Origin of the sequence: Nonomuraea sp. NPDC003709, from assembly GCF_040610775.1 — a bacterium.
Taxonomy (GTDB): Bacteria; Actinomycetota; Actinomycetes; order Streptosporangiales; family Streptosporangiaceae; genus Nonomuraea; species Nonomuraea angiospora_A.
Genome location: NZ_JBEXMW010000024.1, coordinates 67,606 through 94,495 on the forward strand (window position 1 = coordinate 67,606; position 26,890 = coordinate 94,495).

Annotated in this window: 25 protein-coding genes and 2 pseudogenes; 10 read left to right on the forward strand and 17 right to left on the reverse strand. The window is 72.1% G+C overall.

Annotated elements, in window-relative coordinates; translation table 11 throughout:
- Positions 1-367: 367 nt before the first annotated feature.
- The 3 genes and pseudogenes from ABZX61_RS50125 to ABZX61_RS50135 all read right to left on the reverse strand — a co-directional run.
- On the reverse strand, positions 368-1,030 hold the full coding sequence (locus ABZX61_RS50125) for a response regulator transcription factor (protein ID WP_355206217.1): 663 nt from the start codon (positions 1,028-1,030) through the stop codon (positions 368-370).
- A pseudogene (locus ABZX61_RS50130) lies at positions 1,027-1,152 on the reverse strand (two-component sensor histidine kinase); the annotation flags it as partial. The gene ABZX61_RS50125 and the pseudogene ABZX61_RS50130, both read right to left, overlap by 4 nt.
- A 1,671-nt stretch (positions 1,153-2,823) precedes the next feature.
- Positions 2,824-3,642, reverse strand: a pseudogene (locus tag ABZX61_RS50135) (histidine kinase dimerization/phosphoacceptor domain-containing protein); the annotation flags it as partial.
- Positions 3,643-3,798: 156 nt separating this feature from the next.
- On the opposite strand from ABZX61_RS50135, the gene ABZX61_RS50140 reads away from it, so the two are divergent.
- From ABZX61_RS50140 to ABZX61_RS50170, 7 genes are all read left to right on the forward strand, one after another.
- The gene (locus ABZX61_RS50140; protein WP_355206220.1) at positions 3,799-4,017 is read left to right on the forward strand and encodes a hypothetical protein; all 219 of its coding nucleotides are present in this window, start codon (positions 3,799-3,801) and stop codon (positions 4,015-4,017) included.
- Positions 4,018-4,312: 295 nt separating this feature from the next.
- Positions 4,313-5,020 carry an alpha/beta hydrolase gene (locus ABZX61_RS50145; RefSeq protein ID WP_355206222.1) on the forward strand — a complete coding sequence of 236 codons (708 nt, stop codon included), beginning with the start codon at positions 4,313-4,315 and terminating at the stop codon, positions 5,018-5,020.
- Complete coding sequence (locus ABZX61_RS50150) at positions 5,013-6,425, forward strand: acyltransferase (protein ID WP_355206224.1); 1,413 nt, start codon at positions 5,013-5,015, stop codon at positions 6,423-6,425. Before ABZX61_RS50145 ends, ABZX61_RS50150 begins: the two co-directional genes overlap by 8 nt.
- Positions 6,426-6,446: 21 nt before the next feature.
- The gene (locus ABZX61_RS50155) at positions 6,447-6,812 is read left to right on the forward strand and encodes a metalloregulator ArsR/SmtB family transcription factor (protein WP_350728763.1); all 366 of its coding nucleotides are present in this window, start codon (positions 6,447-6,449) and stop codon (positions 6,810-6,812) included.
- A complete protein-coding gene (locus ABZX61_RS50160) occupies positions 6,809-7,309 on the forward strand; it encodes an SRPBCC family protein (protein WP_355206227.1) in 501 nt (166 codons plus the stop codon). The genes ABZX61_RS50155 and ABZX61_RS50160 overlap by 4 nt, the downstream gene beginning before the upstream one ends.
- A gap of 102 nt (positions 7,310-7,411) precedes the next feature.
- Positions 7,412-8,482, forward strand: a complete 1,071-nt coding sequence (locus ABZX61_RS50165; protein WP_355206230.1) for a hypothetical protein — start codon at positions 7,412-7,414, stop codon at positions 8,480-8,482.
- Between the two features lie 138 nt (positions 8,483-8,620).
- A complete protein-coding gene (locus ABZX61_RS50170; protein ID WP_355206233.1) occupies positions 8,621-9,331 on the forward strand; it encodes a GNAT family N-acetyltransferase in 711 nt (236 codons plus the stop codon).
- An 89-nt stretch (positions 9,332-9,420) separates the two neighbouring features.
- Here the strand turns inward: ABZX61_RS50170 and ABZX61_RS50175 are convergent, their stop codons facing one another.
- A complete protein-coding gene (locus ABZX61_RS50175) occupies positions 9,421-10,062 on the reverse strand; it encodes an SDR family NAD(P)-dependent oxidoreductase (RefSeq protein ID WP_355206235.1) in 642 nt (213 codons plus the stop codon).
- 65 nt (positions 10,063-10,127) lie between these two features.
- Between ABZX61_RS50175 and ABZX61_RS50180 the strand changes: the two genes are divergently transcribed.
- The gene (locus ABZX61_RS50180; protein ID WP_350728754.1) at positions 10,128-10,490 is read left to right on the forward strand and encodes a MerR family transcriptional regulator; all 363 of its coding nucleotides are present in this window, start codon (positions 10,128-10,130) and stop codon (positions 10,488-10,490) included.
- Here the strand turns inward: ABZX61_RS50180 and ABZX61_RS50185 are convergent.
- On the reverse strand, positions 10,487-11,287 hold the full coding sequence (locus ABZX61_RS50185; protein WP_355206238.1) for a nuclear transport factor 2 family protein: 801 nt from the start codon (positions 11,285-11,287) through the stop codon (positions 10,487-10,489). The genes ABZX61_RS50180 and ABZX61_RS50185 overlap by 4 nt on opposite strands.
- A gap of 63 nt (positions 11,288-11,350) precedes the next feature.
- Positions 11,351-12,391 (reverse strand): sigma-70 family RNA polymerase sigma factor, encoded by a 1,041-nt coding sequence (locus ABZX61_RS50190; RefSeq protein ID WP_355206241.1) that lies wholly within the window; start codon positions 12,389-12,391, stop codon positions 11,351-11,353.
- A gap of 70 nt (positions 12,392-12,461) precedes the next feature.
- On the opposite strand from ABZX61_RS50190, the gene ABZX61_RS50195 reads away from it, so the two are divergent.
- On the forward strand, positions 12,462-13,052 hold the full coding sequence (locus ABZX61_RS50195) for a protein phosphatase 2C domain-containing protein (RefSeq protein WP_355206244.1): 591 nt from the start codon (positions 12,462-12,464) through the stop codon (positions 13,050-13,052).
- A 13-nt stretch (positions 13,053-13,065) separates the two neighbouring features.
- Here the strand turns inward: ABZX61_RS50195 and ABZX61_RS50200 are convergent, their stop codons facing one another.
- The 10 genes from ABZX61_RS50200 to ABZX61_RS50245 form a co-directional block, all read right to left on the reverse strand.
- Positions 13,066-13,749, reverse strand: coding sequence for a response regulator transcription factor (locus tag ABZX61_RS50200; RefSeq protein WP_355206247.1), 684 nt, complete (start codon positions 13,747-13,749; stop codon positions 13,066-13,068).
- Positions 13,746-14,900 (reverse strand): sensor histidine kinase, encoded by a 1,155-nt coding sequence (locus tag ABZX61_RS50205; RefSeq protein ID WP_355206249.1) that lies wholly within the window; start codon positions 14,898-14,900, stop codon positions 13,746-13,748. Before ABZX61_RS50205 ends, ABZX61_RS50200 begins: the two co-directional genes overlap by 4 nt.
- 88 nt (positions 14,901-14,988) lie before the next feature.
- The gene (locus ABZX61_RS50210; RefSeq protein ID WP_355206252.1) at positions 14,989-15,759 is read right to left on the reverse strand and encodes an ABC transporter permease subunit; all 771 of its coding nucleotides are present in this window, start codon (positions 15,757-15,759) and stop codon (positions 14,989-14,991) included.
- A complete protein-coding gene (locus ABZX61_RS50215; protein WP_355206255.1) occupies positions 15,756-16,652 on the reverse strand; it encodes an ATP-binding cassette domain-containing protein in 897 nt (298 codons plus the stop codon). The genes ABZX61_RS50210 and ABZX61_RS50215 overlap by 4 nt, the downstream gene beginning before the upstream one ends.
- Positions 16,653-16,747: 95 nt before the next feature.
- Positions 16,748-17,965: a hypothetical protein gene (locus ABZX61_RS50220; RefSeq protein WP_355206258.1), complete on the reverse strand. Its 1,218-nt coding sequence runs from the start codon at positions 17,963-17,965 to the stop codon at positions 16,748-16,750.
- On the reverse strand, positions 17,962-18,351 hold the full coding sequence (locus ABZX61_RS50225; RefSeq protein WP_355206261.1) for a hypothetical protein: 390 nt from the start codon (positions 18,349-18,351) through the stop codon (positions 17,962-17,964). Before ABZX61_RS50225 ends, ABZX61_RS50220 begins: the two co-directional genes overlap by 4 nt.
- Positions 18,348-20,147, reverse strand: coding sequence for a hypothetical protein (locus ABZX61_RS50230; RefSeq protein WP_355206264.1), 1,800 nt, complete (start codon positions 20,145-20,147; stop codon positions 18,348-18,350). The genes ABZX61_RS50225 and ABZX61_RS50230 overlap by 4 nt, the downstream gene beginning before the upstream one ends.
- A 526-nt stretch (positions 20,148-20,673) precedes the next feature.
- On the reverse strand, positions 20,674-21,276 hold the full coding sequence (locus ABZX61_RS50235) for a TetR/AcrR family transcriptional regulator (protein WP_355206266.1): 603 nt from the start codon (positions 21,274-21,276) through the stop codon (positions 20,674-20,676).
- A gap of 7 nt (positions 21,277-21,283) precedes the next feature.
- Complete coding sequence (locus ABZX61_RS50240) at positions 21,284-22,849, reverse strand: MFS transporter (RefSeq protein WP_350728734.1); 1,566 nt, start codon at positions 22,847-22,849, stop codon at positions 21,284-21,286.
- A 393-nt stretch (positions 22,850-23,242) separates the two neighbouring features.
- Positions 23,243-24,493: an MFS transporter gene (locus tag ABZX61_RS50245; protein ID WP_355206268.1), complete on the reverse strand. Its 1,251-nt coding sequence runs from the start codon at positions 24,491-24,493 to the stop codon at positions 23,243-23,245.
- Between the two features lie 144 nt (positions 24,494-24,637).
- Between ABZX61_RS50245 and panB the strand changes: the two genes are divergently transcribed.
- Positions 24,638-25,468, forward strand: a complete 831-nt coding sequence (gene panB, locus ABZX61_RS50250) for a 3-methyl-2-oxobutanoate hydroxymethyltransferase (protein WP_355206271.1) — start codon at positions 24,638-24,640, stop codon at positions 25,466-25,468.
- Positions 25,469-25,794: 326 nt separating this feature from the next.
- Here the strand turns inward: panB and ABZX61_RS50255 are convergent, their stop codons facing one another.
- A complete protein-coding gene (locus ABZX61_RS50255; protein ID WP_355206274.1) occupies positions 25,795-26,886 on the reverse strand; it encodes a pyridoxal-phosphate dependent enzyme in 1,092 nt (363 codons plus the stop codon).
- Positions 26,887-26,890 lie beyond the last annotated feature (4 nt).

The window sequence follows — 26,890 nt, forward strand, 5'->3', positions numbered from 1 at the left end:
CGGAGCGGGGTTGCGGGAGCGGGGTTGCGGGAGCGGGGTTGCGGGAGCGGGGTTGCGGGAGCGGGGTTGCGGGAGCGGGGTTGCGGGAGCGGGGTTGCGGGAGCGGGGTTCCTCCCGCTCGCAAGTGTCCGGTCCGGCCTTAACGGTCCGATGTCCCTGCCCATCGCTCCGGCAGCTCTCTCGCCCGACCACCCTCCAGCGACCCTCTCGGCCGACCGCCCCCCGACAACCCCCTCCAGCAGACCTCTCCCGGCAGATCCAACCGACCCCCTCCGACAGACCTCCCCCCCACGCGAGGGAAAGCTTCTCGCCAGACGCCTGCCGGAAACTACGTCACCCGGCGAAGGGCTCGTCGTCGCAAAGCGACCTATCCGTCGCGGGACGCTGACACCAGGCCCGCCTCGTAGGCGATGATGACGAGCTGAACGCGATCACGGGCGTGCAGCTTGGTCAGCAGCCTCGTCACGTACGCCTTGATCGTGGCAACGCTCAGAACCAGGTCGGTGGCGATCTCCGTGTTGGACAGCCCACGGGCGATGAGGGTCAGCACCTCGCGTTCCCGATCGGTGATGCCGTCGAGGGACCGATGGTGAGGACCGGGCTGAGGGCGAGCAGCGAACTCCTCGATCAGCCGACGGGTGACACTAGGCGCGATCAGGGCATCTCCCGCAGCGACTACGCGAATCGCCGCAAGAATGTCATCAAGCGCCATGTCCTTGACGAGAAACCCCGACGCCCCGGACCGCAACGCCCCATACACGTAATCGTCCTCGTCGAACGTCGTCAGGACGATGACGCGGGCATCGGTGGGGCCGGCTGTGATCAAGCGGGTGGCCTCGATGCCGTCCATGCCAGGCATGCGGATGTCCATCACCACGACATCGGGCCGCAGTTCCTCGGTCTGGCGAACCGCCTCCGTACCCGTTCCCGCCTCGCCAACGAGCTCGAGATCCGGCGCGTCGGTGATGACCATCTGCAGGGCGGTCCGAATGAGCGGCTGGTCGTCGGCCAGCAGGACACGGACGTTCATCGCACCCGCGCCGGTGCGGGCAAGCGTGCCACCACCCGAAACCCGCCTTCCTGACGTGGCCCGGCAGAGAAGACGCCATGCAGCAGAGCCACTCGTTCACGCATCCCGACCAGACCATACCCAACCCCCGCCTTACGCCCCCGACCTGGCCCCCGACCACCCCCAAACCCAAAACCACGCCCAGCACCAGAGCCGGACCTGTGGGCAGTGACAGCACCGAGACCAGGACCGGGGCCCGGACCGAGGCTGGCGTCGGAACTGGGACCGAAGGGGGAAGTGGGGTCGACGGCGGAGTTGAGATCGTGAGCGGGAGCTGCGGCAACGCCCCGGCTTGGGTCCGGGCAAGAACCCGAACCGGGGTCCAAGGAAGGACCCGGACTACGGCCCAAGGAAAGACCCGAACCAGAGTCGGAGGAAATAGCCAGCCTGCGGCCCGAAGAAGAACCTGAACCCGAGCCCGCGGAAAGACCCGGACCGGCGTCTGAGGAAAGAGCCAGACTACGGTCCGAGGAAAGAACCGGACTGGGACCCGAGGAAAGAGCCGGGATGGGGCCCGAGGAAAGAGCCAGACCAGGGTCCGGGGGAAGGCTGGGGTGGGGGCTGGGTGCGGGGTCGATGACCTCGATGGCCAACTCCTCATCACCGAAGTCGATGGTCACCTGGCACGAGGGGTGCTCGGCGTGGCGGGTGACGTTGGTGACCGCCTCCTGGACGATGCGGTAGGCGGACATGTCGATCTCCGGAGGGAGCGAACGCCGTACACCCCGCCAGCGCACCTGGACCTGAACACCGGCGGCCGTCGTCGTCGCGGCAAGCCGCTCCAGGTCGGCCAGCCCAGCCGGGGCGAGGCCCGGGTCAAACGGGGCAAGGCCCGAGTCGAGCGGCGCCAGGCCCGAGTCAAATGGGGCCAGGCCCGAACCGAGCAGTTCCAGGCCCGAGTCAAGCGGGGCCAGGCCGGAGCCGAGCGGGGTTGTCGAAGGTGCGGGGCCAGGTTCGGGTTGACCGAGAGGCACAGCCGGCGGCGCCTGGCCCGATTCGGGGTAATCGGACCGTCTCCGCTGTGGCAGCTCGACCGCCGCGTGCTGACTGAGCGACCCATGCGGGCTGAGCGACCCATCCGGGCTGAGCAACCCCTGCGAGCCGAGCAACCCCTGCTGGCTCCACCCGGCCAATGCATTCTGCCTCTGCTCGACCTGCGCAGGCGGGCCGAGCGCCACATCCGGGCCCTCCTCAGCCGACGCAAACCCGCCGAAAGACCCATCCGGCCCCGATTCAATCGGCCCGCACCGGCCTGCCCCCTGCTCAACCAGCCCGGTCGCTGCAGGCCGGTCGAGGGGCACACCCGGCCTCAGTTCCACCGTCGCATAACGGCCGAAGCCCTCCTCAACCACCGCAGACCCACCGAAGGAAGCACCCGACCCTAGCTCAACCGGCGCACCCCGACCGAACCCCTCCTCAACCACCGCGGGCCCGCTGAACGGAGCACCCGACCCCGACTCAACCGGCGTGCGATGGGCGGGCCCTGCTTCGACCGGCGCGGATCGGCTGGACGACGCGTCCGGTCGCTGCTCGGTCGGTGCGGGCTGATCAGGCAGCGCGCCCGGTTGCTGGTTGACCGGCATGGAGTGGCCGGAGGGCTCGCTCTGCGATGGCTGGGCTGGAATGGGCAGCGTGCCGGGTTGCTGGTCGACCGGTGCGGAGCGGGCGGACGGCTCGCTCTGCGATGGGTGGGCTGGATTGGGGTGAGTGGTGAGTGTCGTTTCTCGTGGGTGGGGTGGCTCGGGGTGGCGGAGGGCGCCCAGCATCCGGCGTAGGCCGGACAGTGTCTCGCGGCCGACCGTCTCGATCTCGCCCAGCGCTTCGCGGGCGCGTACTGGCTGAGTGTCGATCACTCGCCGGGCGGCACCCGCCTGCAGGGCGATGATGCCGATGCTGTGCGCGACCATGTCGTGGAGCTCGCGGGCGATCCGGAGGCGTTCGCTGGTGATGGCTTGGGCGGTGGCCTGGATCCGCAGGCTCTCGGCATGAACATGGGCCTGGTGCACCGAGCGGCCGACCAGCCAGGCGATGACGGCCGTCATGGCCACGGCGAGCTCCGCCGAGGTCCCGACGACCCAGCCGAAGAGCAGCCGCGTCCCTAGATAGCCCGCCAGCGTGATGAGCGCCATGGTGATGGCGGCGATGCTCGTACGGCGTGGGGCGGTGGCCGCGACGAAGTAAAGGGCGGCGTCGACTGCCAGGAACTGGGCCGAAGGGATCTCTGCTACGCCCAGGGGCATGCACGCCACGGCGGAGGCGGCCAGCAGCAGGGTCAGGGCCGGGAGTGGGCGGCGGTCCAGCAGGATGCTGCCCGCCACGACCAGCGCGGTGGCCACGATCAGGAACGACAGGCCGTCCCAGCGGTAGAGCAACGCACCGGGGCTGTAGGCGGGCTCCGCCTCACCTGGCAGCCTGACGCGCATCAGGAACGTGAGCGCCAGGCCCGCACACCAGGCCAGTGCCGTCCAGAGGCCGGACGGCACTCGCCTCAGGAGCGGGAGGGGTGGGGTGACCTGCATGGGCCGATGGTAGCTGCGTGATGTTGGGCGGGGCATCGGACCACGGTCGTACATCTTGGGTCCACCCTGGGTCGTTGGAATGCGGTCGTGGGTTCGATGTGGCGGGGATGTCGGGTGCGGCAGCGTCGCCTGGGTGATCGAAGTTCATGAAGAAGTCCGATGTAGCGGGACCGCGACCCGAGCCGGCCGGGCGACACAGGTAAGGCCGCCATGGTGGTCAGCCAGGCGGACGTGGTGGTGCTCGAGGCCGACGGGCCGGTCGGTCAGGCAAACACCGTCCAACGCGAAGCCGGCGACGTGGCGCACCTGGCTGAGAGGGATGCCACCGCCGAACGCGAGGCGAGCAGCGTGGTGCGCGAGGCCGACAAGCTGGTCGGACAGGCAAACACGGTTCAACGCGAAGCCACCAGCGTGGTGCGCCCGGATTGAGTGGGGGTGTGGGAGGAGGTGGCTGAGGGCTAGGGAGGGGGGAGCGCTTCGGGGACGGACTTGGTGGCGTTTTCTGGTTGGTGCGTTCGTCGCCGTCGCCGTGGGCGTGCCGGTTTCGGGGGCGGCGTGGCCGGGGGCCGTGGCGGCGCCCGTACCCGATCATCTCGGGACGCTCCCGAGTGCCGCTCCCGCTGCCCTTGCGCGGCGATATGCCGCGAGCAGGGAGGACATCCGGGCGGCTGAGCGGATGGCGGTCCGGTATGGGCATCTGTGGCGGGCTGCGATGTTGCGGGACATGGCGGATGCGTCCCGCCGGTTCCTGGCCTTCGACGGGCGTGATGGCGGCCGGGCCGTCGAGGTGTTCGGCGATCTGGCGACAGCCGGCAGGATCGCCGTCCTGGTCCCCGGCTCCGACACCAATCTCGACAAGTACGGACTCCTTCGCGGCGGAGCCATGCGGCTGCGGGAGGCGCTCGGGGATCGGGCCGCCGTCATCGCATGGCTCGGATACCGGACCCCGAGCACCGTCAGTCTGGCCGCGATGTCGGCCGGCTGGGCCGATGGGGCCGTCCCCGGGCTGCGGGCGTTCGTACGGGAGCTCGCCGCCGCCAAGCCTGCCGCCGCGATCTCGCTGCTGTGTCACTCGTACGGTTCCGTGGTGTGCGCGCGGGCCGCGCCCGGGCTGGATGTCGGCAACATCGTCCTGTACGGGAGCCCCGGCGTGATCGCGCCCGACGTCGCCGCCCTGCGGACGAGGGCCACCGTCTGGGCCGGCCGGGGCGGCGGGGACTGGGTCGCGCGCATCCCGAACGTACGGCTCCGTCTGCCCTTCCTCACTGCCGGGTTCGGCACCGATCCGGTGTCCCCGAAGTTCGGTGCCCATGTCTTCGCGGCGGGCGGCGGTGGGCACAGCGACTATCTCAGGTCCGGTTCGCCGGCATTGGAGAACATCGCCAGGATCGTCACCGGGCAGGCCGTCCGCGAGGTGGGCCGTCATGCGTGACCCCGCTCGCGCGCGGCCCTGGCGGCGCCGGGCCCTCGCGCTATCGCGTGACCTCGTGCGGCGGGCTGTCCACGGCGGCTCGCCCGAGCAGCGCCGCGCCGGTGAGCCGATGTGCAACCTCGCATCGCGGGTCGGCCGCGCCGCCGCGACCGGGCGGCACCAGGTACTCGCGCCGTTGCGTGACCTCGTGCGGCGCGTCGAGCGTGACACCCCGCCCGATCGTGACCGCGCCATCGACGCTCTCCGGGCGGTGGCCATCGGTGGTGTCGTGCTCGGGCACTGGCTGGTGACGGCGCTGGTGCTCGACAGCGGCGCGATACGGGTGGCCAGCCCGCTGCGGCACATGCCGCAGCTGGCCCCCGCGACCTGGCTGTTCCAGACGCTGGCGGTGTTCTTCCTCGTGGGCGGGTATGCGGCGGCGAGGAGCCGGGGCGCGGCGGCCGGGACGTACCGGCAGTGGCTGGGCGCCCGGCTGGCGCGGCTGTTCCGGCCGGTCGGCGTGGTGCTGGCGGTCTGGAGCGTGACGGTGGCCGGGATGCTGGCCGCAGGAGCCGACACCGTGACCGTGGCCAGGCTGGTCAAGCTGGTGGTGTCGCCGATGTGGTTCCTGGTGGTGTTCGCGGTGCTGACGGCGGCGACTCCCCTGGTGGCCCGGTTACACCCGATGTGGCCGCTGGTGACCGTCGCGGTGATCGATCTGGTCCGGTACGGCGTGGGCGGGTCCTCGTGGGTCGGCGCCGTCAGCGCCCTGGCCGGGTGGCCGGCGTCCCACGGATTGAGCGACTCGCTCGGATCCATAAAGGTCGTGGCCGGGTGGCTGGAGTCCCACGGACTGAGCGAGTCGCTCGGATCCGTGAACGTCGTGGCCGGGTGGCTGGTGCCGTACTGCCTGGGGGCGGCCTGGGCACGCGGGGCGCTGCGGAGTCGTACCGCCGGGTGGGTGTTGTTGGTCGGCGGGGCGGTGGGAGCGGTGGGGCTGGTGGTCGGGGCGGGGTATCCGGCGGCCATGGTCGGGGTGCCCGGCGCCGCCGTCTCCAACCTCGACCCGCCCACGCTCGCGGCCGTCTCCTTCGGTCTGGCCCAGTGCGGGGCGGCCCTGCTCCTGCTCGGCCCGCTGCGCCGGGTGCTGCGGCGGCCGGTCGTGTGGGCGGCGGTGGCGCTGGTGAACCTGTCCGCGATGACGATCTTCCTGTGGCACCAGAGCGCGATGATCCTGGTCACCGCGCTCGGGCTGCTCACGGGCGAAGCCCTCCCCGGCCTGCACACGGTGCCCGACGGGCCGGAGTGGGTGCTGGCCCGGCTGGGCTGGGTGCCGGTGTTCGGGCTGGCGCTGGCGGTGTGCTGGGTCGCGTTCCACGCGCGCGAGCGGGCGCCGTCCAGGAAGACGCGCTTGGCGAACGCGTAACCAGTAGGTTACGCTTTCACCGTGGACGAGGTGGCAGGGGCGATCGCGGACCCGGTGCGGCGGCAGATTTTGGAGATGCTCAGGGACGGGCGACTGTCCGCCGGGGAGGTCGCCGAGCGGTTCGCCATCAGCCGGCCCGCCGTGAGCAGGCATCTGCGGGTGCTCAGGGAGAGCGGGCTGGTTCGCGCGGAGCTGATCGGCAGGCAGCGCTTCTACGCGCTCGAACCCGAGCAGTTCGACGAGCTCATCACCTGGCTCGCCCAGTTCGGCCGGCCCTCCGGGTGGGAGCACCGCCTGGACGCGCTGGAGACCGAGGTCTACCGGACCCGCCGCGAGCGCCGCCCGACCACCGGGACCAAGAGCAGCAGAGAGGAAGAATCAGCATGAACCGTATCCCCACCGGCCGGTTGTTCGGGACGAGCGAGGGGAACGACCTCGTTCTCAGCCGGACGTTCCGCGCGCCCGCCGAGGACGTGTGGGCCAGCATCACCGAATCCGACCGCACCGCTCGCTGGTTCGGCCCGTGGGAGGGTCACGGCGCGCCCGGCCAGACGATCAAGGTGCGGCTGGTGTACGAGGAGCAGGCCCCCTGGTCCGAAATGCGCATCGAGGCATGCGAACCGCCGAGGCGGCTGGCCCTGTCCGCGCTGGACGAGTTCGGGGCCTGGCGGGTCGAGCTGCTGCTGGAGGAGCGCGACGGCACGACGGAGCTGCGGTTCGTCCACCATCTCGACACCGAGGACGCGATCGGCGAGGTCGGCCCCGGCTGGGAGTACTACCTCGACATGCTCGTGGCCTCCCGCGACGGCTCCCCCACGCCGGACTTCGACGACTACTATCCCTCGATGCGGCCCTACTTCCTCGGGCTGTCCCGACAGGGCTGAGGACTGTCCCGACAGGGCTGGGGGAATGCCTCCCGCAAGGGCTGAGGCATTGTCTCCCGGCAGGGCTGACGGATTGTCGGTGGCGGCTGGCACAGTGGGCGCGTGCCTCAACCGCTCAAGGACATGATCAACGCCGAGTCCATATCCGTGCTGGCCGACGGGCTGGCCGCCGCCTGGTCGCCGTTCCCACGGGCCGCTTTCACCGCGCGCGCCCTGACAGGGCTGGACGGATTCGAGCTCAAGGACCGTGTACGGCATGTCGCCGCGGCCCTGCACGACGCGCTGCCGCTGCCCTATCCGCAGGCCGCCGAGGTCGTGCGCGAGTGCGCCTCGCGGGTCGCGCTGGACATGTGGAGCGGCTGGCCGGCCACCGATCACTCGGCCGTCCAGGGGCTCGATCACCTGGAGGCGGGGATGGGCACGCTGGCCGTGCTCACGCCGTACGCGACGGGCGAGTTCGCCGTACGGCCCTACCTGGAGCGTTACCGCGACGACGCGCTCAAGATCATGTACGGCTGGGCGGAGTCCCCCGACGAGCATCTGCGCCGCCTGGCCTCCGAGGGGTCGCGCCCGCGGCTGCCGTGGGGCGCCCGGGTGCGCTGGCTGATGGCGCCGGGGCCGACCCTGCCCCTGCTCGACCGGCTGCGCGACGACCCGAGCGAATACGTCCGCCGCTCGGTCGCCAACCACGTCAACGACCTGGCCAAGGACCATCCGGAGGTGGCGCTGGAGCTGCTGGCCCGATGGCGTTCCGACGGCGGCTCGCACGTGGAGAAGGTGTTGCGCCACGCCGTACGCGGGCTGCTGCGCTCCGGCCATCCCGAGGCGCTGGCGCTGGTGGGCGCCACCCCGGGCAGCGGCGCGGTCGACCTGCTGGCCCTCGATTCCGACACCGTGGCCGTCGGCGGGAGGCTGGCCTTCGCCGTCACGGTCACGGCGGGCGCGCCGGGTCCTGTGCTGCTCAAGTACGCGATCCGGCGGGCGGGCTCGCGCCGGGTGTTCCACCTGGGCCGGCGGGAGGCGGAGGGGCCGGGCACGACGTTCACCGTGCGCAAGAGCCATTCCTTCCGCCCGGTCACCACCCGCGACGAGCCTCCGGGCACCCGGGAGCTCGACGTGATCGTCAACGGCAGGGTGGCAGCCAGCGCCGCGTTCACACTGGTGGAATCATGACCGTCGACCTGCTCGCTGTCGTCTGGTGCCTCGACGGCCGAGGCTGCCTGCCAGGGCCGGTGGAGTCATGAGCGTCGATCTGCTCCGCGTCATCTGGTGCCTCGACGGCCGGGGCCACCTGCCAGGGCCGGAGGGGTCATGAGCGTCGATCTGCTCCGTGTCGAGCTCGGCGTCATCTGGCATCTCGACGACCGAGGCCGCCTGCCGGGGCCTGAGGAGCTGGTGATCGGCGTGGCGGCCGACGGCATGACCGCCGCGGTCCGCGCCGACGTGCCCGACCCGGTCGCCACGCAGCTTCTCGACCTCGTCTCCCAAGGCGTCCCGTCGTCCCCCGGCCACCCGCCTGACATCCTGGCGCGGTGTGACGCCCTGCTGGGCGGCGGGCGGGCGGTGTCCGGAGGGCCGTGCTATCTGGTGCGTCCGCCGCTCAGGTTCGAGGCGCCCGCCGAGATCATCAGGTCGGACGACCCGTCGCACGCCGTACGTCTGCGCCCGCTGCGTCCCGCCAACTGGGAGCCCGGGGAGTGGGACGAGCTCCTCGCCGGCGGCGCGGGCGCGCCCTGGGCGATGATCGTCGAGGACGGACAGGTGGCCGCGATCTGCCACAGCGCCCGGCTGACCCCCGAGGGGGCCGAGGCGGGCACCTGGACCTCGCCCGCCTTCCGGGGCCGCGGGTACGCGGCGGCGACCACCGCCGCGTGGGCCGGCCTGCTGCCGGGCATCCGCCTGTTCTACAGCACCAGTGCCGACAACCACTCCTCCCAGCGGGTGGCCGGACGGCTCGGGCTCGACGCGATCGGCTGGCTCTGGAAACTCACGCCTCGCGACTCGACCGCCTCACCGACGTGATGCCGTACCGCCGTCGGCTCTGGAAACTCACGCCCCGCAGCTCGGCAGCCTGATGCCGTGCCGTCGCCAGCTCCTGCGGCTCGACAGCCTCACGGACGTGATGCCGTGCCGTCGTGGAGGACTTCCCGTTCCCACCGTTCCCGAGGCTGGGTGTGCAGGCGCCAGTAGTGTTCGGCGATGTCGTCGGGGTCGAAGGCCGTGCCGGGCGCGACCGGTCCGGCCACGGTGACGCTGGCCACGTGCACCCCCGAGGGCCCGTACTCCTGGTCGAGCAGCGCAACCAGCGTCCGCACGCCCGCCTTGCCGAGCGAGAGGCTGACGTACCGGGCCTTGGGCTCGGGCATCCCCCCGGTGATGAGGAACGACCCGCTGCCGCGCCGGGCCATCGCGGGCGCCACGTGCGCGGCCGCGACGAGCGCCCCCACCACGTTCACGGCCCAGGCGTCCAGCTGGGCCCGCACGCTCGCCTCGCCCGGCGCGTCCGGCCGGATGATCGCGGCGTTGTAGACCACGGCGTCCGGCGTGCCCAGCTCGGCGGCGGCCGCGTCGAGGGCCGCCCTGAGCTGGTCCTCGTCGGTGCTGTCGGCCTTGTACGCGAGCACCCCGTCCAGGTCGAGCGTCGTGCCGGTACGCGAGACGAGCACGACCGGCAGCCCCTCCCGCGCGAACCGGCGGGCGACGGACCGGCCGATCCCCGGCCCCGCTCCGATGATCACAACTCCAGGCATCATCGGCTCCTTTCCGTTGTTGTGATCGGAAGCTAAGGCGTCACATCGATGTGAAGGTCAAGGAGCACATGAAGATCGGAGAGCTGGCCCGCCGCACCGGGGTGAGCAGGCGGCTGCTGCGCTACTACGAGGAGCAGGGGCTGCTGCGGCCGGTGCGGCTGCCCAACGGCTACCGCGAGTACGGCGAGCCGGACGTGGCGTCGGTGCGCCACATCCGTACGATGCTCGCCGCCGGGCTCCCGACGACCGTCATCGCCCTCCTGCTGCCCTGCGTCCACGACGACGGCGACGCGATGGTGCCGACGGCGTGCCCGGGCATGGTGAACAACCTGCGGAAAGAGCGCGAGCGCATCGCCGGGACGATCGAGCGGCTACAGACGTCCCAGCGCGCCCTCGACACCATGCTCGCCACCGTCCTGCCGCCCGCCTAGCGCCGGGCAGGCCCGGGGCGCAGGTCGGTTCGCGCCTCGCCCGTGGCCGGGTCGTACGGGTAGGAGACGTGCTGGTGGATCATCACCCAGGAGCCGTCACGCCGCTCGAACACCCGCGTCCCCCGCGACCACGTCTCACCGCCCCCGCCGACGCGCACCCGGTTCAGCCCCCACGCGACCGCGAGGTCCTCCCGGGCCATGACCCTCAGCTCCGGCATGTCGAAGCGGACGTCGGGGCCCTCGTCGAGGCCGCGCGCGCAGACCTCCCGCACCGCTTCGACGCCCACGTACTCGAGCGGCACGTCGTGCTCGTACGACACGACGTCGTCGGCGATGGCGGCCATCATGCCGTCCAGGTCCTTGGCCGCGGTGCCCGCGTACCACCGCTCGTGCACCCCGCGCACCTCCCGCACGGCCGCCCCGTCGTCGGCGATCGGGAACGAGTGGTGCTCGTGCGCGACGACCCACCGGCCGCCCTCCTCGCGCAGGCCGAGCGTCAGCCGCAGCCGCCGGTCGTCGGCGGGCATGCCGCACCGCAGCAGCGCGTACGCGAAGGCGACGCCGTCACCGGCGACGACGTCCAGCGACTCGATCTCGAACGCCGCTCCCCGCGCCTGCCACTCGAAGAACGGCGGCCAGGCCTTCTCGTACGCCTCGATGCCGCGAACGTCCTCCGGCACGTCGAACATCACGATGTCCGCCGCGTGGTCCGCGAGGACCGTCTCCAGGTCGCCGCGGTGCACCGCCTCGGCCCAGCGCAGGACGAGGTCGCGGATCTGGTCTTCGTTCGTGGACATGGGTGGGGTCCTTCCGGGTCGATACCTTCGTTCCGGACGTACAACCCGGGCGGATCCCGAAACTCATCGCACTTCCTCGGGAAGGCCGAAACCGGCGAAATCGGCCTCCAGGAACGACACCACCTCCGCCACCTGACCGCCCCGCACCACCAGCAGGTCCAGCCCGGCCGGGAGGTAGGCCGCCCGCCTCTCGTCCCACATGTACGTGCCGAACGCCAGCTGCCCGTTGGCCCGCGCGGGCAGCATCCGCCAGCGCTCCTTGAGCGGCCCGCCGAGCAGGAACCCGCGGATCCCGTCGCGCCCCTCGAACCAGGCCGCCAGCGGCGGCATCGAGTACTTCGCGTCCTCGGCCAGCATGGCCACGATGGCGTCCAAGTCCCCGGCCTCCCAGGCGGCCGCGTACCTGCGGGCCAGCTCCCGGCTCCCCGCCTCGCCCAGCTCGCCGAGGGTCTGCCGCTGGGTGCTCGGGGGAAGCAGCTCGGCGAGGTTCTTCCTGGCCCGCTGGAGAGCGCTGTTGACCGCCGCGACCGTGGTGTCCAGCAGGTCGGCGACCTCGCGGGCGGCGTACCCGAGGACGTCGCGCAGCAGCAGCACGGCCCGCTGCACGGCCGACAGGTGCTGCAGCGCCGCAACGAACGCCAGCTCCACGCTCTCCCTGGCCACCGCCCGCGCCTCGGGTCCGAGTCCCGCCGTCCAGGCCATCAGACTGTCCGGGTACGGCTCCAGCCACGCCACCTCGCCACCGGCCGGGTCGAGGTCGGCGGGCAGCTCTCGGCGGCCCCGGCTCTCGATGAGCGTCAGCGCCCTGTTCGTCGCGATCCTGTACAACCACGGTCTGATCGACCCGCGGTCCTCGAACCGCGCCAGGTTCCGCCACGCCCGGTCCAGCGTGTCCTGCACGGCGTCCTCGGCGTCGTGGACGGACCCCAGCATCCGGTAGCAGTGGGCCCGCAGCTCGTCCCGCAGCGGCCCGACCAGCCGCCCGAACGCCAGGTCGTCCCCACCCCGCGCCGCTGCCAGCAGCTCCGCCGCCGTCGCCGTCGCCTCGCCCGCCGTCGCCTCGCCCGCCGTCGCCTCGCCCGCCGCCGTCGCCTCGTCCGCCATCACCTGCCCCCTCCCGGTGCGCCCAAGCTACCGCGCCCGGATCGCCGCGCTCTGCCACGATTGAGGGGAGATGACGACACACTGCGCCCTCTGTGGCGGCAGCACCGTGACTCCGGACGGCCACTGCTGGGACTGTGGCCAGGCCCAACCGGCCTTCCGCTCGCATCTGGAGATCACGACCGGCGGCGGGGCGGGGGTCAGCGACCGCGGGCTGCGGCGCGGCGTCAACGCCGACGCGATGGCGCTGGCCGGGGACGGCGCGTGGACGATCGGTGTGGTGTGTGATGGCGTGTCCATGTCGCCCCGCTCCGAGCGCGCCGCCCGCATCGCGGCCGACACGGGCGCGTCCACCCTGGCGGCGCGGCTGCGGGCGGGCGCGCTGCCGGAAACCGCGCTCGCCGACGCCGCGACCCGCGCGGGCCGGGCGGTCGCGGCCCTGGCCGAGTCGGCGCACGCCGCGCCGGCCTGCACGTACGCCGCGGGCATCGCCGGCCAGGGCGGGATCTGGGCCTGCTGGATCGGCGACAGCCGCGCGTACTGGCTGCCGGACGAGGGTGCCGGGATGGCGCTGACCGAGGACGCGCGGGCGCTGGTCGGGCGGGCGTTGGACGCGGGAGGGCACGACAACGTCACCGCGGTGCTCCTCGCGGTCACGGCGTAGACACGCGCTCCGATCAGGTCACTCCGCCGTCGCCGCGCCGGACGATTCCCGTCTCGTACGCCAGCACCACGATCTGCACGCGATCGCGCAGATCGAGTTTGGCGAGAATACGTCCGACATGGCTTTTGACCGTCGCCTCCGAGACCGTCAGAGCCTGGGCGATCTCCACGTTGGAGCGGCCCCGCGCCACCTCCATCAGCACGTCCCGCTCGCGCTCGGTGAGCCGGTGCAGCAGTTCGTCGGCCGCCGTGCGGCCGGTGTCCGGGTCCGGCAGGTGGGCGGCGAAGGCGTCGATGAGGCGGCGGGTGACGGCGGGCGACACCATGGCGTCCCCGGCGGCGACCGCGCGTACGCCCGTGAGCAGGTCCGCCGGGGGCACGTCCTTGAGGAGGAAGCCGCCGGCCCCGGCCCGCAGGGCGGCGTAGACGTACTCGTCGAGGTCGAACGTGGTCATGACCAGCACCCGCGACGCGGACCCCGAGCCGACGATGCGCCTGGTCGCCTCGATGCCGTCGAGCACCGGCATGCGCACGTCCATCAGCACCACGTCCGGCCGCAGCGCCCGGGTCATCGAGACCGCCTGCGCGCCGTCGCCCGCCTCCCCCACCACCTCCAGGTCGGGCTGGGCGTCGATCACCATGCGGTAGCCGAGGCGCTGCAGCGGCTGGTCGTCCACCAGCAGGACCCCGGCCGTCACGACGCCACCACGCCATCGTCGAAGCGGAGCCGGGCGCGCACCCGCCATCCCGCGCCGGGCATCGGCCCGGCCTCCACCTGCCCGCCGTACGGGGCGGCGCGCTCGGTCATCCCCATCAGCCCATGTCCCCCTCGGTCGTTGGGGACAACGGCGCGGCCCGCGCCGTCGTCGAGAATCTCCAGGTCGGCGGCCTCCGGGGTGTAGGAGAGCCGGACCCGTACGCGGGCGCCCGGACCCGCGTGCTTGAGCGTGTTGGTCAGGGCCTCCTGGACGATCCGGTAGACGGCCAGGCCCGCCCCCGGGCCCCACGCGCCGGGCACACCCTCGTGGGTGACCACCAGCCGCAGGCCGGCCGCGCGCACCTGTTCCAGGAGGCGGTCGAGGTCGTCGAAGCCCGGCTGCGGCGCCCGCTCCTCGCGCAGCAGCCCGACCAGCCGCCGCATCTCCGACAGCGCCTCCCGTCCCGTCGCGGCGACCTTCCCCATCGCGTCCGCGGCGCGTTCGGGCCCCGCGTACGTGGCGCCGTCGGCCAGCGCGACCATGACGGCCAGGTTGTGGGCCACGATGTCGTGCACCTCGCGGGCGATCCTGGCCCGTTCGGCGGCCACCGCCAGCCGGGCCTGCTGGTCGCGCTCCCGCTCCAGGTGACGGGCCCGATCCGCCACGTACGCCCGCCGCAGCCGCAGGACGACCCCGGCCAGCGCCGTGGCCACCGTGAGCGAGGCCACCCCGATCATGACCGGCCAGCCCGGGTCGTCACGCAGCCGGCCGAGCCCCATGGCCAGCACGGCCGCCCCGGCCGCGGGCCACAGGTGGCGGGCCGGGCGGTGCCGGGCCACCGCGTACACGGCGACGAGCGGCACGAAGACCAGGAAGACGCCGGTGAAGCGGCCGACCAGCACGCAGCCCGCCACGAGCGCCATGACCGCCCAGAACATCAGCACGGGGGCTTTGCGCCGCCACACCAGCGGCACGTGCACGGCGGCGAACCACACCCAGCCGGCCCCCGTGACGCCGGTGCCCGGCTCGAACACGCCGGGGGCGCCGCCGCCGCCCATCGTCACCGGCACGCTCACCGCCGCGACGAGCCCGGCCAGGCAGGCGTCCACCACCCGCGGGTAGCGCTGGGCGAGGGTGCGAAGTCGGCGCACGCTCCCCAGGCTAGGACCGCCCGGCGCGCCACGCACCACCCGGCGGCCCATCCCCGCCCCCGGCCCGACCATCGCCTCCACCTCCGGCTCAGGCATCGCGCCGGCGCAGCAGTACGGCCGCGCCCGCCAGGGCCACCGCGACCCAGGCCAGCGACACCGCCGTCCCGGCCGCCGGGCCGAGCACGGGCACGCCGTCGTCCCCCACGTGGTACATGGCCTGCAGCGCCGGCGTGGGCAGGTACGGCAGCACGGTCTCCCGGACCGCCCCGGGCAGCGCCGCGAGGAGCACCGGCGGCAGCAGCACCAGCACCCCGAGGTAGACGGGCACCGCGGCCGCGGTGTGCCGCAGCATCGTGCCGATCGCGAGGCCCAGCAGCGCCACCGCGACCGTCGCGGCGGACACCCCCAGGATCGCCCGCACGACCCCGGGATCCCCCAGCGTGATCGGATGGGCGGCGAACGCCTGGTTGGCCAGGAAGGCCAGCAGGGAGGTCACGACCATGAGCGGCCCGGTCGTCACGACCAGGACCACGGCCTTGGCCCACAGCACCGGCAGCCGCCGCGGCACGGCCGCCAACGTGGCCCCGATCAGCCCGGACCCGTACTCGCCCGTCATGACCAGCGCCCCGAACACGCCGAACACGACCGCGAACACCAGGAACCCGCCCCCGACCGCCTGCGTCACCCCGCCCGGAGCCGCAGCGGCCCCCGAGGCAGCCCCCGAGGCGTTCCAGCCGATCAGCGCCGCCAGCCCGACCAGCAGCTGCGGCACGACCCCCATCACCACCCAGGTGGAGCGCAGCGCGAACAGCTTGGTCCACTCCGCGCGCACGACCCTCCCGAACGTCAGCCCGCTCATCGGATCCCCCTCTCGCTCCGCGTGAGCTCCATGTACGCCTCTTCCAGCGACGCCTGCCGCGGCGTCAGCTCGTGCAGCGCCAGCCCCTCGCGGGCGGCCAGCGCGCTGATCGCCTCCCCGGCCAGCCCGCCCACCTCGAGCACGCCCGCCTCGGCACCGGTCACCGAGGCTCCGTGCCGTACCAGCAGATCCCGCAGCTCCGCGGCGCGCGGGCAGCGGACCAGCACCGCGTCCGTCCCGGCCCGCGCGATCAGGTCGGCCACGGAGGTCTCCGCCAGCAGCCGCCCCCGGCCGATGATCACGAGTTGCCGCGCCGTCAGCGCCATCTCGCTCATCAGGTGGCTGGACACCAGCACGGTGCGCCCCTCGTCGGCCAGCGACCGCAGCAGGGTGCGCACCCACAGCACCCCGTCGGGGTCGAGCCCGTTGACCGGCTCGTCCATGATCACCACCGACGGGTCCCCGAGCAGCGCCGCCGCGACCCCGAGCCGCCGCCGCATGCCCAGCGAGAACCCGCCCACCCGCCGCCCCGCCACCGAGGACAGCCCCGCCAGCTCGAGCACCTCGGCCACCCGGCCGGGCGCGATCCCGTGCGTGCGGGCCAGCGCCAAGAGGTGCTGGTACGCCGTGCGGCCCCCGTGCGCCGGGGTGACCTCCATCAGCGCCCCGACCTGCCGGAGCGGGTCGGGGTGTTCGGCGTAGGGCCGGCCGTTGACGGTCGCGGCCCCGGCGCTGGGCCGGTGCAGCCCCAGGATGACGCGCATGGTGGTGGACTTGCCCGCGCCGTTGGGGCCGAGGAACCCGGTCACCTGGCCGGGCCGTACCGTGAAGGACAGATCGCGTACGGCGGTGACGCCGCCGTACCGCTTGGTGAGCTCCCGTACCTCGATCATGCCTTCGACGCTAGAAGAGGGCCCTTCGGCGGACGACCGACCAGAGGCTGAACCCCGAGGCCCCGGATCTCCGCCGGAAGTCGGGCCCGGTCCGCTCACAGCAGCAGCGTCAGGCCGCCGATCGTGTAGCAGACCATGAGCACGAACAGCGGGATCTGGCCCGCGACCGCGCGGCCGGGCGGCAGAAGGCGGACGGAGCGGTCGTGGGCGGCCACCACCCCCACCACGTGGCCGACCACGATGGCCAGCACCTGGACGACGGCGATCGTGGCGGGTTCGACGGCGTTCGGGTCGGGCTGGGCGGCCACGCCGAGCGCTAGGAGGAGGCCGTGCCGGCCCTCGATGACCAGGAGGGAGAAGTAGTGGGCGATGAGATAACCGGTGGCGATCGGCACCAGCGAGTGGACGAAGCGGGCGGTCAGCCCCCTGGTGCCGCCGATCAGTCCGGCCGCGCCGAGGCAGGCGGCGTACAGGAGGGCCACCCCCGCGACGGCGGCCAGCAGGCCGAGCGTGCCCAGCCCGGTGCGGCCGAGCGGGCCTGACTGGAGGGCGTTCACCCAGGCGGGGGTGCCGGAGAAGCCGTCGTACGCGGTGCCGCCGAGCAGGACGCAGACGGTGGCGACCAGGCCGGGGGCGGGCTGGATGGCGTCGAGGCCGTCGAAGGGGCTGCGCAGGACGCGGTCGCCGTTCGCCTTTCTGCCGAGGGGTGACAGGTGGCCGATGAGGGTCGAGTACACCTCGAACGGGTCACCGCGTTCCAGCCAGGCGTGGCCGTACACGAGGGTGCCCATGAGCTGGGTGGCCGCGTACAGGGCGCAGAAGGTCAGCAGCGTGAGCGGGGCCGCGGGCTCGGGGGCGACCAGCTCCGTCCAGGTGAACGCGAGCAGCCCCGCGGCGGCGGGCCAGTAGCCGAGCCCGCGTGGGAGCGGGCGCCGGGGCCGGTCGGGCAGCAGCCGGAACGGGCTCAGCGCCCGCCACACCGGGCCGAACAGCAGCGACGCCGGGACCAGACCCACCCAGAAGAGCACATACACCAGGTACGGCCCCGCATTCCCGTCCGCGGGACCCGCCACGAGCCGGCCGATCGTGTAGACGGCGAGGACAAGGGTCAGCACGCGCGCCGGGCGGCCGGGCAGGCGCAACGGGATCACCAGGCCCGCCCGGTCGCCGCGGAAGCGGGAGTCGGCCCAGAGCAGCCCGAGCGCCAGGAACGAGACGACGAGCGCCGCGAAAGCGCCCGCGTAGGCGTAGAAGAGCGGGATCGGCAGGTCGCCGCGCGTACCGATCCCGTGCGCGAGGACCCCCGCCGTCACCGGACCGCCAGTTGCGTGAGGACTAGCTTGCTCTTATGGGTCTCCACCTCGAACACCCCGGTCAGGCCGGCCGTGAAGCGCACGGTCGCGGGCACCCCCGGCCGCAGCTCGGCCTCGATGTCGTAGCCGTGTACGTGCAGCTCGTCGGCGACGTCGCTGGTCACCGTGATGCTGACCTGCCGGCCCTTGGCCACCTCCAGCCAGCCCGGCGGCGGACTCACCTGGCCGCGGGCGACGGTGATCACGGCGTCCGCCTGCCCGCTCGGCGCCGCCGTGGCCACCTCGTGGCTGTTGCCCGGATTGTGGTGGGTCTGCGACAGCGGCCCGCACGCCGTGACGAGCCAGCACGCCAGCACGCACCCGGCCATGCGGACGGATCCGCTCACGCGCTCACCTCGGCCTCAACGGGCGTCTCCCGCGCGGTGCCCCTGCGCCGCGGCGCCAGCACCACGACCGCGCAGAGCACCCAGAGCCCGGTCAGCAGCCCCCGGATCCACCCCGGCCCCAGCGGGACGACGGGGATCAGGTACACCAGCCGGTCGAAGGCGTCGGCGCAGGCCAGCAGCCCCACCACGATCGTGAGCAGGCCGAACGCCGGCCGTCTGCCCCGCAGGGCCGCACCCAGGCAGAGCCACCACGCCCCCATGAGCAGCAGCGCGGCCCCGGCCTGCGACGTGCTGTCCACGGCCGCCGCCACCACGTCGAGCACGAGCCCGGCGGCCCCGGCGACGCTCCCGGCCACGACCAGCCGGTGCCGGCGCCGGACGATCGCCGTCACCGCAGGCGCCACGCCGTTCCCCGACCGGCCGTCGCCGCCGTGCCGCCGCGCGCCGCGCCGCGAACGCCACCAGAACAGCCCCAGCAGCAGCCCGAGCACCGCCGAGCCGCCGAGGGCGAGCTGCGTCTCCACCTTGCCGAGCCCCGACGCGCCGAACCAGTCGCAGCCGGCCGGCAGGCGGGCCTGCGAGGCGCTGAAGTCCGCGCACAGGTACAGCTTGATCAGCTTCACGGGCTCGGCCAGCAGGCGGTTCGCGCCGCCAGACAGCGCGGGCGCCGTGGCGGCGCAGACCGGCAGGACGGCGGGCGACGACGCGCCCGTGTCCCCCTGCCAGCAGTTGCCGGTGCCCTGACCGTCCCACCACACGTCCAGCCCGTTGGGCCGCCGCTCGCCCGTCGGGCTCACGCCGAACACGTTGCCCTCGTAGCGGTTGTAGTCGGAGGTGTCGGCCTGCTTGGCCAGGTCGTTCTCACCCCTGATGAACGCGGGCACCCCGAACAGGTGGAAGGCCGCCCGCCGATGGCCCCAGACGCGGTTGTTCCTGAAGACGTTGTAGTTGCCGCCCGCGACCAGGATGCCCGTCCCCGGGGGCACGCCCACCTGCGAGCACACCACGCCCCGCTCGTAGCCGCGTTCGGCCGGGGGTTTGGCGCAGGTGCCGTCGCGGGTGTAGCGGTAGTAGTCGCGGTTGTTGTCGTAGATCTTGTTGTTCTCGAACTTGGCGTGGTTCTGCGGCAGTCCGGGGTGCGAGGGCCAGAGGCTGTCCATCGTGGCGCCGACCATGTTGTCGTAGAACTCGTTGTCGTGCACCCACATCGAGTCGCCGGCGGTGCCCGAATAGCCGAGCGCGTTGTCGTGGCTCTTGCAGCGGCGGATCTCGATGGCGTACCTGGGGACGTCGTGGTCGCGGCTGTCGTTGAGGTTGGAGGCGCTGCCCGGGTAGAGGCCGCCGTCGCCGTTCCCGTACGCCTCGCAGTCGGTGTACAGGCCGTGGTCGCTGGCGAAGGTGAGGAAGCCGTACTCGTCGTTCCAGCGGGTGAGGACGCGGTCGATGACGAAACCGTCGGTTTCGAGCACGTACAGGGAGTTGAAGGTGGTGCGCTGGGCGGTGAAGTTCCGGAAGTAGATGCCATTGGTACGGTCGGCGCGGACGGCGTTGAGCTTGCGGTACTCCGCGTCGATCACGACGTCGAGCCGATCGGCTCCGGTGCCCTCGATCTGCAGGTCCTTCTTGCCGAGGATGGCGACGAGGTTCTGGTTGTGGGGGCACTGACGCTGCTGTTCGAAGGAGAGGATCTGGTAGCCCCATGTGGACCATCGGGCGGGGAGCTGGGCGCAGGCGCCGGTGGGGGCGGGCTGGCTGGGTTCCTCGCGGTAGAGTCCGGGGAGAATGGCGATCGTCATTCCGGGGCGGTCGACCTGGTCGACGGCTTCTTGGAGGTGCCTAACCCCTTTTTGCTGACATTTCGCGAAAAGGTCGAGGTTGCGGGCTTTGAGATCATCCGGAAATTTCGCGATTCGACGCTCAAAGTCGGCTTTATCCGTCTTGCACACCAGCAGATCCGGCTCCCCGGACCGCAGCACCGGCACCGTCCCCGTACCATCAGGCAGCGTCACCGGACGCTCCTCATGGGCGAAAGCGGTGCCGCCGGATAACAGCAGACCTGACGTGAGCACGACGATTGTCGCGATTTTTCGCATGGGGGGCATGGCCGCGAGATTAGAACAATGCTCACGTTCTGCCTAGGCCAGAACGATCACCTACGGACCCCGTTGCCACAAACCCACATGAGGCAAAGCCCGGCGGGGGCGGCGCTAACACGCCCCCGCCGGGAGTCATCACCCCGAGGTCCCATGCCTCCGAAAACGGCACTCACGCCATCATCCGAAAGACACGGCACAGGCCCGGGACATGCGCAGGTGGCCGCCGTCAGGGGGCCATTCCCGCCAGCGCCACGTCCACGACGCGTTCGGCGAGATCCACGTCGAGATCACCGGCCGGACCCCACTTGGTGAACCAGAGCATGGTGCCGGTGAGAACGGCCATGCCCATCGAGACGTCCAGGTCGGCGCGGAGCTCGCCGTTGGCGATGCCGCGCTCGATCACCGCGCGCATCGCCTGCCTCCGAGGCTCGATGGCCCGCTTCATGAACCGGTCCATCAACTGCGGATAGCGATCGGCCTCGCTCATGGCGATCTTCATCACGCAGCGGTTGCGGGCCACACCTGACTCGCTGCGCATCGCGTCGAGCAGGGAGATCAGGTCGTCACGCACCGACGTACCGGTGAGCGACGGCACCGGGGCCTTGAGCGTGGCGAGGGCGTCGACGACCAGGTCCTCCTTGTTGGACCAGCGCCGATAGATCGTCGTCTTGCCGACACCCGCCCTCGACGCGATGGCCTCGATGGACAGATCGGAGACGCCCATGCCCTCGCCGATCAGATCGAGGGTGGCCTCGATGATCGCCTTCTCGGCCTTCTCGCTACGCGGACGCCCCGCCGGACGGGCAGTCCCTGATTCCTGGATCGTCATCGCTGCCTCACACTACAGCCGGTTCCTTCTGTTCCGCCTGCGTGGCCGGGCGGGTCTTGCCCGGCATCCACTTCGCCACCACCGCGACGCCTACCAGCGCGATCACCGCCGACACCAGCGCCGTCACGTGCATGCCGTCGACGAACGCGGCGAACGCGGGCTTGATCAGCGCCTGGCCCCTCTCGCCGAGCGCCTGGGCGACGCCCATCGTCTGCACGATCGACTCACCCGCGGTGTGCTGGACGTCGGCGGGCAGGCCGGCCAGCGAGGGCGTGATCTCGCCGCGGTAGTTGGACGACAGCACCGAGCCGAGCACGGCCACGCCGAGCGCGCCGGCGACCTGGCGGACGGTGTTGCTCATGGCCGAGCCGACGCCGGCCTTCTCCCTGGGCAGCGACTCCATGATGGCGGTGGTCGCGGGCGGCATGATGTTCGCCATCGCGGCGCCCTGGACGAAGAAGATGACCTCGATCAGCACGATCGGGGTGTCCTGGTCCATGAGCGCGTAGCTGGCCAGCGCCGCCGTCACCACGATCATGCTCACGGTGGCCGACAGCTTGCCGCCGAACCGCTCGTTCACCCGCTGGCTGAGCGGCGCGAAGATGAGCTGCGCGGCGGCGAACGGGATCATCAGCGCCCCCGCCTGCACCGGCGAGAAGCCCAGCACGGTCTGCAGGTAGAAGGTCAGGAAGAACATCCCGCCCATCATCGCGAAGAAGACGATGCCCATCATGCCGATGGCCGAGCTGAAGCGGACGTTGCCGAAGTTGCGGACGTCGAAGATGGGGTGGTCGATGCGCCGCTCCCACCACACGAACACGCCCAGCACCACCAGCCCGAACAGCGTCGGCACCAGGACCTCCGCGCTGAAGACGGTGCCGAGGCCGCCGCCGCGGATGATGCCGTACACCACGGCCACCAACCCGATGATCGACAGCAGCACACCGACCGGGTCCAGCTTGGACGGCTTCGGGTCACGCGACTCCGGTACGAAGGTCGCGATGAGGATCATGGCGATGATCACGATCGGCACGTTGATCAGGAAGACAGAGCCCCACCAGAAGTGCTGGATCAGCAGGCCACCCGTGATCGGCCCGATCGCCACCGCGAGACCCACGCCACCGGCCCACACGCCGATCGCCTTGCCCCGCTCACCGGGCGGGAAGACGTTGGAGATGATCGCCAGGGTGGCCGGCATGATCGCCGCCCCGCCGATGCCCATCGCCGCCCTCGCAAGGATCAACTGCATCGGATCCTGCGAGTAGGCGCTGGCGAGCGAGGCCAGGCCGAACAGCGCCATGCCGATGAACAACATCCGCTTGCGCCCTGTTCGGTCGCCGATCACCCCGAACGTGAACAGCAACCCGGCGAACACCAGCGTGTAGGAGTTGATCGCCCACTCCAGCTCGCTCTGCGTCGCCCCCAAGCCGACCGTCTTGTCGGCGATGGTCTTCATCGCCACGTTGAGGATGGTGTTGTCCAGCACGACGGCCAGCAGGCTGAACACCAGCACGCCGAGGATCCCCCATCGGCGTGGATGACCCGCGTTCGGGTCCACTACTACGTCTCTCACGAAGAGCCCCCCAATTTCGATACGTACGAGTTTCGCAACGACACCGTATCGCAAGCTATTCCGATACGCAACGGTCCCGTTTCGTAAACCCTGGGTTAACTCTCGCCAACGCTCGCGAGCCGAGGTGCTGACCGCGGTCGGCCGCCGCTTCGGGATGATCTTCGCCCAGCTGTCTCCCGCTCTCCGGCCATCTCCGGCCGTCCTCGCTCCTGCCGCTAGCAAGGAAGCGTGCCCAAGGCCTCGCCTGCGGCGACAGCCGGCGCCCGCAGTGCTCCCGCGGGCGCCGGCTGTGACCGCCGGAGCACTACGGCCGCGTCACCACGCCCCGGTCGGAGGACCACCGGCCGTCGCGTTAAGAAGCCGCCGATCGCCGGGGCCCTGCTGATCACCGGCTCAAGGGGCCTCGGCTGGTGCTGGAGTGGGCTCGGCGAGGGTCGAAGGGGGCGAGGCCGACGGGGTCTGGGTGGAGGTTGAGAGGGGGTCGGCGGGGCGGCGGGGCCAGAAGGGGGCGGCGGCGAGCACCATGGCCACTCCCACCAGGCCCGCGAGCACGAACGCCCACGTCGGCCCGCTTGCGTCGATCACGGCGCCCGCGATGGGGGCCGAGCTCGCTCCGCCGATCAGCAGGGCCGTGCCGTGGAAGCCCATCGCCTCGCCTCGCGCCGCGGCGGGCACCCACCGGGAGAGCACGTCGACCGTGGCCGACAGTGCCGGCGCGCAGAGGAGGCCTGCCGGGAGGAGCATCACGACCAGCCATTGCCAGCTGCTCACCAGGCTGACCGGGATCGTGAGCAGGCCCATGGAGGCGATGAGCACCAAGGGTGAGAAGCCACGTGACAGCCCGCCGTACACGAAGCCGCCGATCAGGGAGTAAACGCACCAGATGGCGACGGCGAGGCCGACCCACTGGGTCTGGCCGGCGTTGTTCATGGTCGCGATCAGGGACAGCTCCGTGGCCGTGAGCACGAACGTGGCCGCCGCCGCCGTCCCGAGCAACGCCACGAACCCGGGCGTCAGCCACTGCCGCCTGGACACCTTGATCGACTGCGCCTCGAGCTCGTCGGGCGATCGGGTGGGCGGATTGAGCATGAACATGCCCAGGCCCGCCGCCGCCGTGGCGACTCCGATGATCGTCATCGTCACCCTGCTGTCCAGCGTCGTCAGCCCGGCCACCGCGAGAGCGGGACCGGCCATGTACGCCAGCTCGACCAGCATGGAGTCGAGCGCGAACGCGCTGCGCCGCTGGGAGACCGGCACCATGGCGGCCAGGCACTGCCTGGTCACGCTGAACACCGGCAACGCCAGCAGCCCCGCCACCGCCGCCGTCCCGATCAGGGCCGGGAACGGCAGCGCCCACGCACACGCCCAGAACACCGCCTGCGCCACGGTCGTGACCATGACCACAGGACGTAACCCATGCTTGTCGACGAACCTCCCCGACAACGGCGAGCCGATCGCCATGCCGATGGTGTTGGCCATGGTGACCAGCCCCGCCTTGCCGTAGCCCAGATCGAGCGCCATGGCCACGTGCAGGGTGAGCGTCATCCCCATGGCCGTGGACGGAACCCGCGCCAGCAGCCCCATCAGCAGCAACGCGGGAACGCCCGGAATCTTGACCAGTCGTCGGTAAGGGGCGAGAGCCATGTCGTTTCAACCTCCGCGCTGATTCTCGCAAGAGGCACCGACAGTTTCGCCACAGGTTTTTCGGCACGTGACAGCGCGTGCCATCATCGGAAGAGTCCGGGGACGCCACTGGGGCGCCTCGAGACGTTTCTGGAGGGTTCACACATGTCCTCTTCAACCACGCTGTACGGGGGCGTCTCCGGGCGCCGGGTCACCGTTCGTGACCTCGCCGCCGCCAAGGAGCGCGGAGAGCGGTGGCCCATGGTCACCGCCTACGACGCGATGACGGCCAGGGTCTTCGACGACGCGGGCATCCCCGTTCTGCTGGTGGGCGACTCGGCGGCCATGGTCGTCTACGGGTACGACTCCACGCTGCCCGTCACGGTCGACGACCTCCTGCCCCTGACGGCGGCCGTGGTGCGCGGCTCGTCCCGGGCGCTGGTGGTCGCGGATCTGCCGTTCGGGTCGTACCAGTCCTCACCTCAGCAGGCGCTGGAGTCGGCCGCGCGCTTCATGAAGGAGGCCGGGGCGCACGCCGTCAAGCTGGAGGGCGGCCGCCGGGTCGTCCCGCAGGTGGAGGCGCTGGTGTCGGCCGGTGTCCCGGTCATGGCCCACCTCGGGCTGACCCCGCAGTCGGTCAACGTCCTGGGCGGCTACCGCGTTCAGGGGCGCGGCCAATCGGGCGACGAGCTCATGGCGGACGCCAAGGACCTGGAACGGGCGGGGGCGTTCTCGGTGGTGCTCGAATGCGTGCCGGCGGATCTGGCGGAGCGGGTGACGGCGTCGCTGACGATCCCCACCATCGGCATCGGCGCGGGCGCGGGGACGGACGCGCAGGTTCTGGTGTGGCAGGACCTGATGGGGCTCACGCCGCATCCCGCCCGGTTCGTCAAGCGCTACGCGGATCTGGCCACCGAGATGGATCGCGCCGTCCGCGCCTTCGCCGCCGACGTGACCGCGGGCGCCTTCCCGGCTGCTGAGCACACGTACAACTGACGGCGGCCCGACGACACGCCCCCTACTCGGCGGTACGGCCGCCTGCGACGGGACGACCGCTGAGGGTGCCACCGCCACTGGGCTGCTGTTCCGAGCGCGCGGGTTCTGGGCCGTGGGTCCAGATCCGCGCTGCGGGGCACACGCGTCAGGCGACGGGGCTCAGGCCCGGCGTCGAAGGGCTCGGGCGCGGCGTGAGGCGACGCCGCGCCCGTCCGCCGGGCACAGGGCGGCGCCGCGTTCGTCGCTGGGGATCAGGCGACGCCGCGTTCGGCGCTGGGCACGGGGCGGCGCCGCGTCCGACGCCGGGCATGAGGTGGGGGAGGTGGTCAGGGGGTGAGGGTGCTGGGGTCGGTGTTGGAGCCGCACAGCACCACGGCCACCCGCTCCCCCGGAGCCGGCGTGTACGCGCCCGACAGCAGTGCCGCGTACGCCGTCGCGCCCGCGGGCTCGGCCGCCACCCGGTGACGGGCCCAGAGGGTACGCCGGGCCTCCACGATCGCCTCGTCGGTCACCAGCACGCTCTCCACCCGAGGTGAGGACAGGACCTCGAACGCGATGGTGCCGATCTTGGTGGCGCCCAGCGCGTCAGCGGCCACCCCGCTCACCTCGACGGGCACCGGGTGTCCCGCGCGCAGCGCCTCGTGGAGGGTGGGGATCCGCTCGGGCTCGACCGCGATGATCCGCGGCCCGGAGCCGGCCGTCACAGCAGAGCTGGGCGCCACACCGGAGCCAGGCGTCACAGGAGAGCTGGGCACCGCACCGGAGCCGACCGTCACAGCAGAGCCGGGCGCCACAGCGGAACCAGGCACCGGGGCGGAGCCGGGTGCCGGGGTGGGTGGGGTCGCGGGTGTGTGGCCCGGCGAAGGGCTCGGGCCGGAGGTGCCGAGGGTGATGCCGGCGGCGAAGCCGCCCCCGCCGACGGCGACCACCACCGTGTCCACGCCACCCGTCTGCTCGACGATCTCCAGCCCCGTGGTCCCCTGCCCCGCCACCACCTCAGCCTGGTCGTACGCGTGCACCGCCAGCGCCCCCGTCTCCGCGGCCCGCTTGGCGGCGGCCTCGGCGGCCTCCGAGTAGATGGCCCCGGTCTGCGTGATGTGGGCCCCCAGCGCCTCGAGCCCGGCGACCTTCACCGGGCTCGTCACCTCGGGCACGAAGATCTCCGCCCGCACCCCCAGGACCCGCGCCGCATAGGCGACGGCCAGCCCGTGGTTGCCGCCGCTGGCGGCGATCACCCCGCTGGGCGGCAGCTCGCCCGCCGACAGCATCCGGTTGAAGGCCCCGCGGACCTTGAACGACCCCGAATGCTGCAGCAGCTCCAGCTTGAAGAAGACGCCGGGCGAGACCTCCAGCACCGGCGTACGCAGCACGAGCCCGTCGATACGACTGGCCGCCGCCAGCACATCCGAGTAATCCACACAG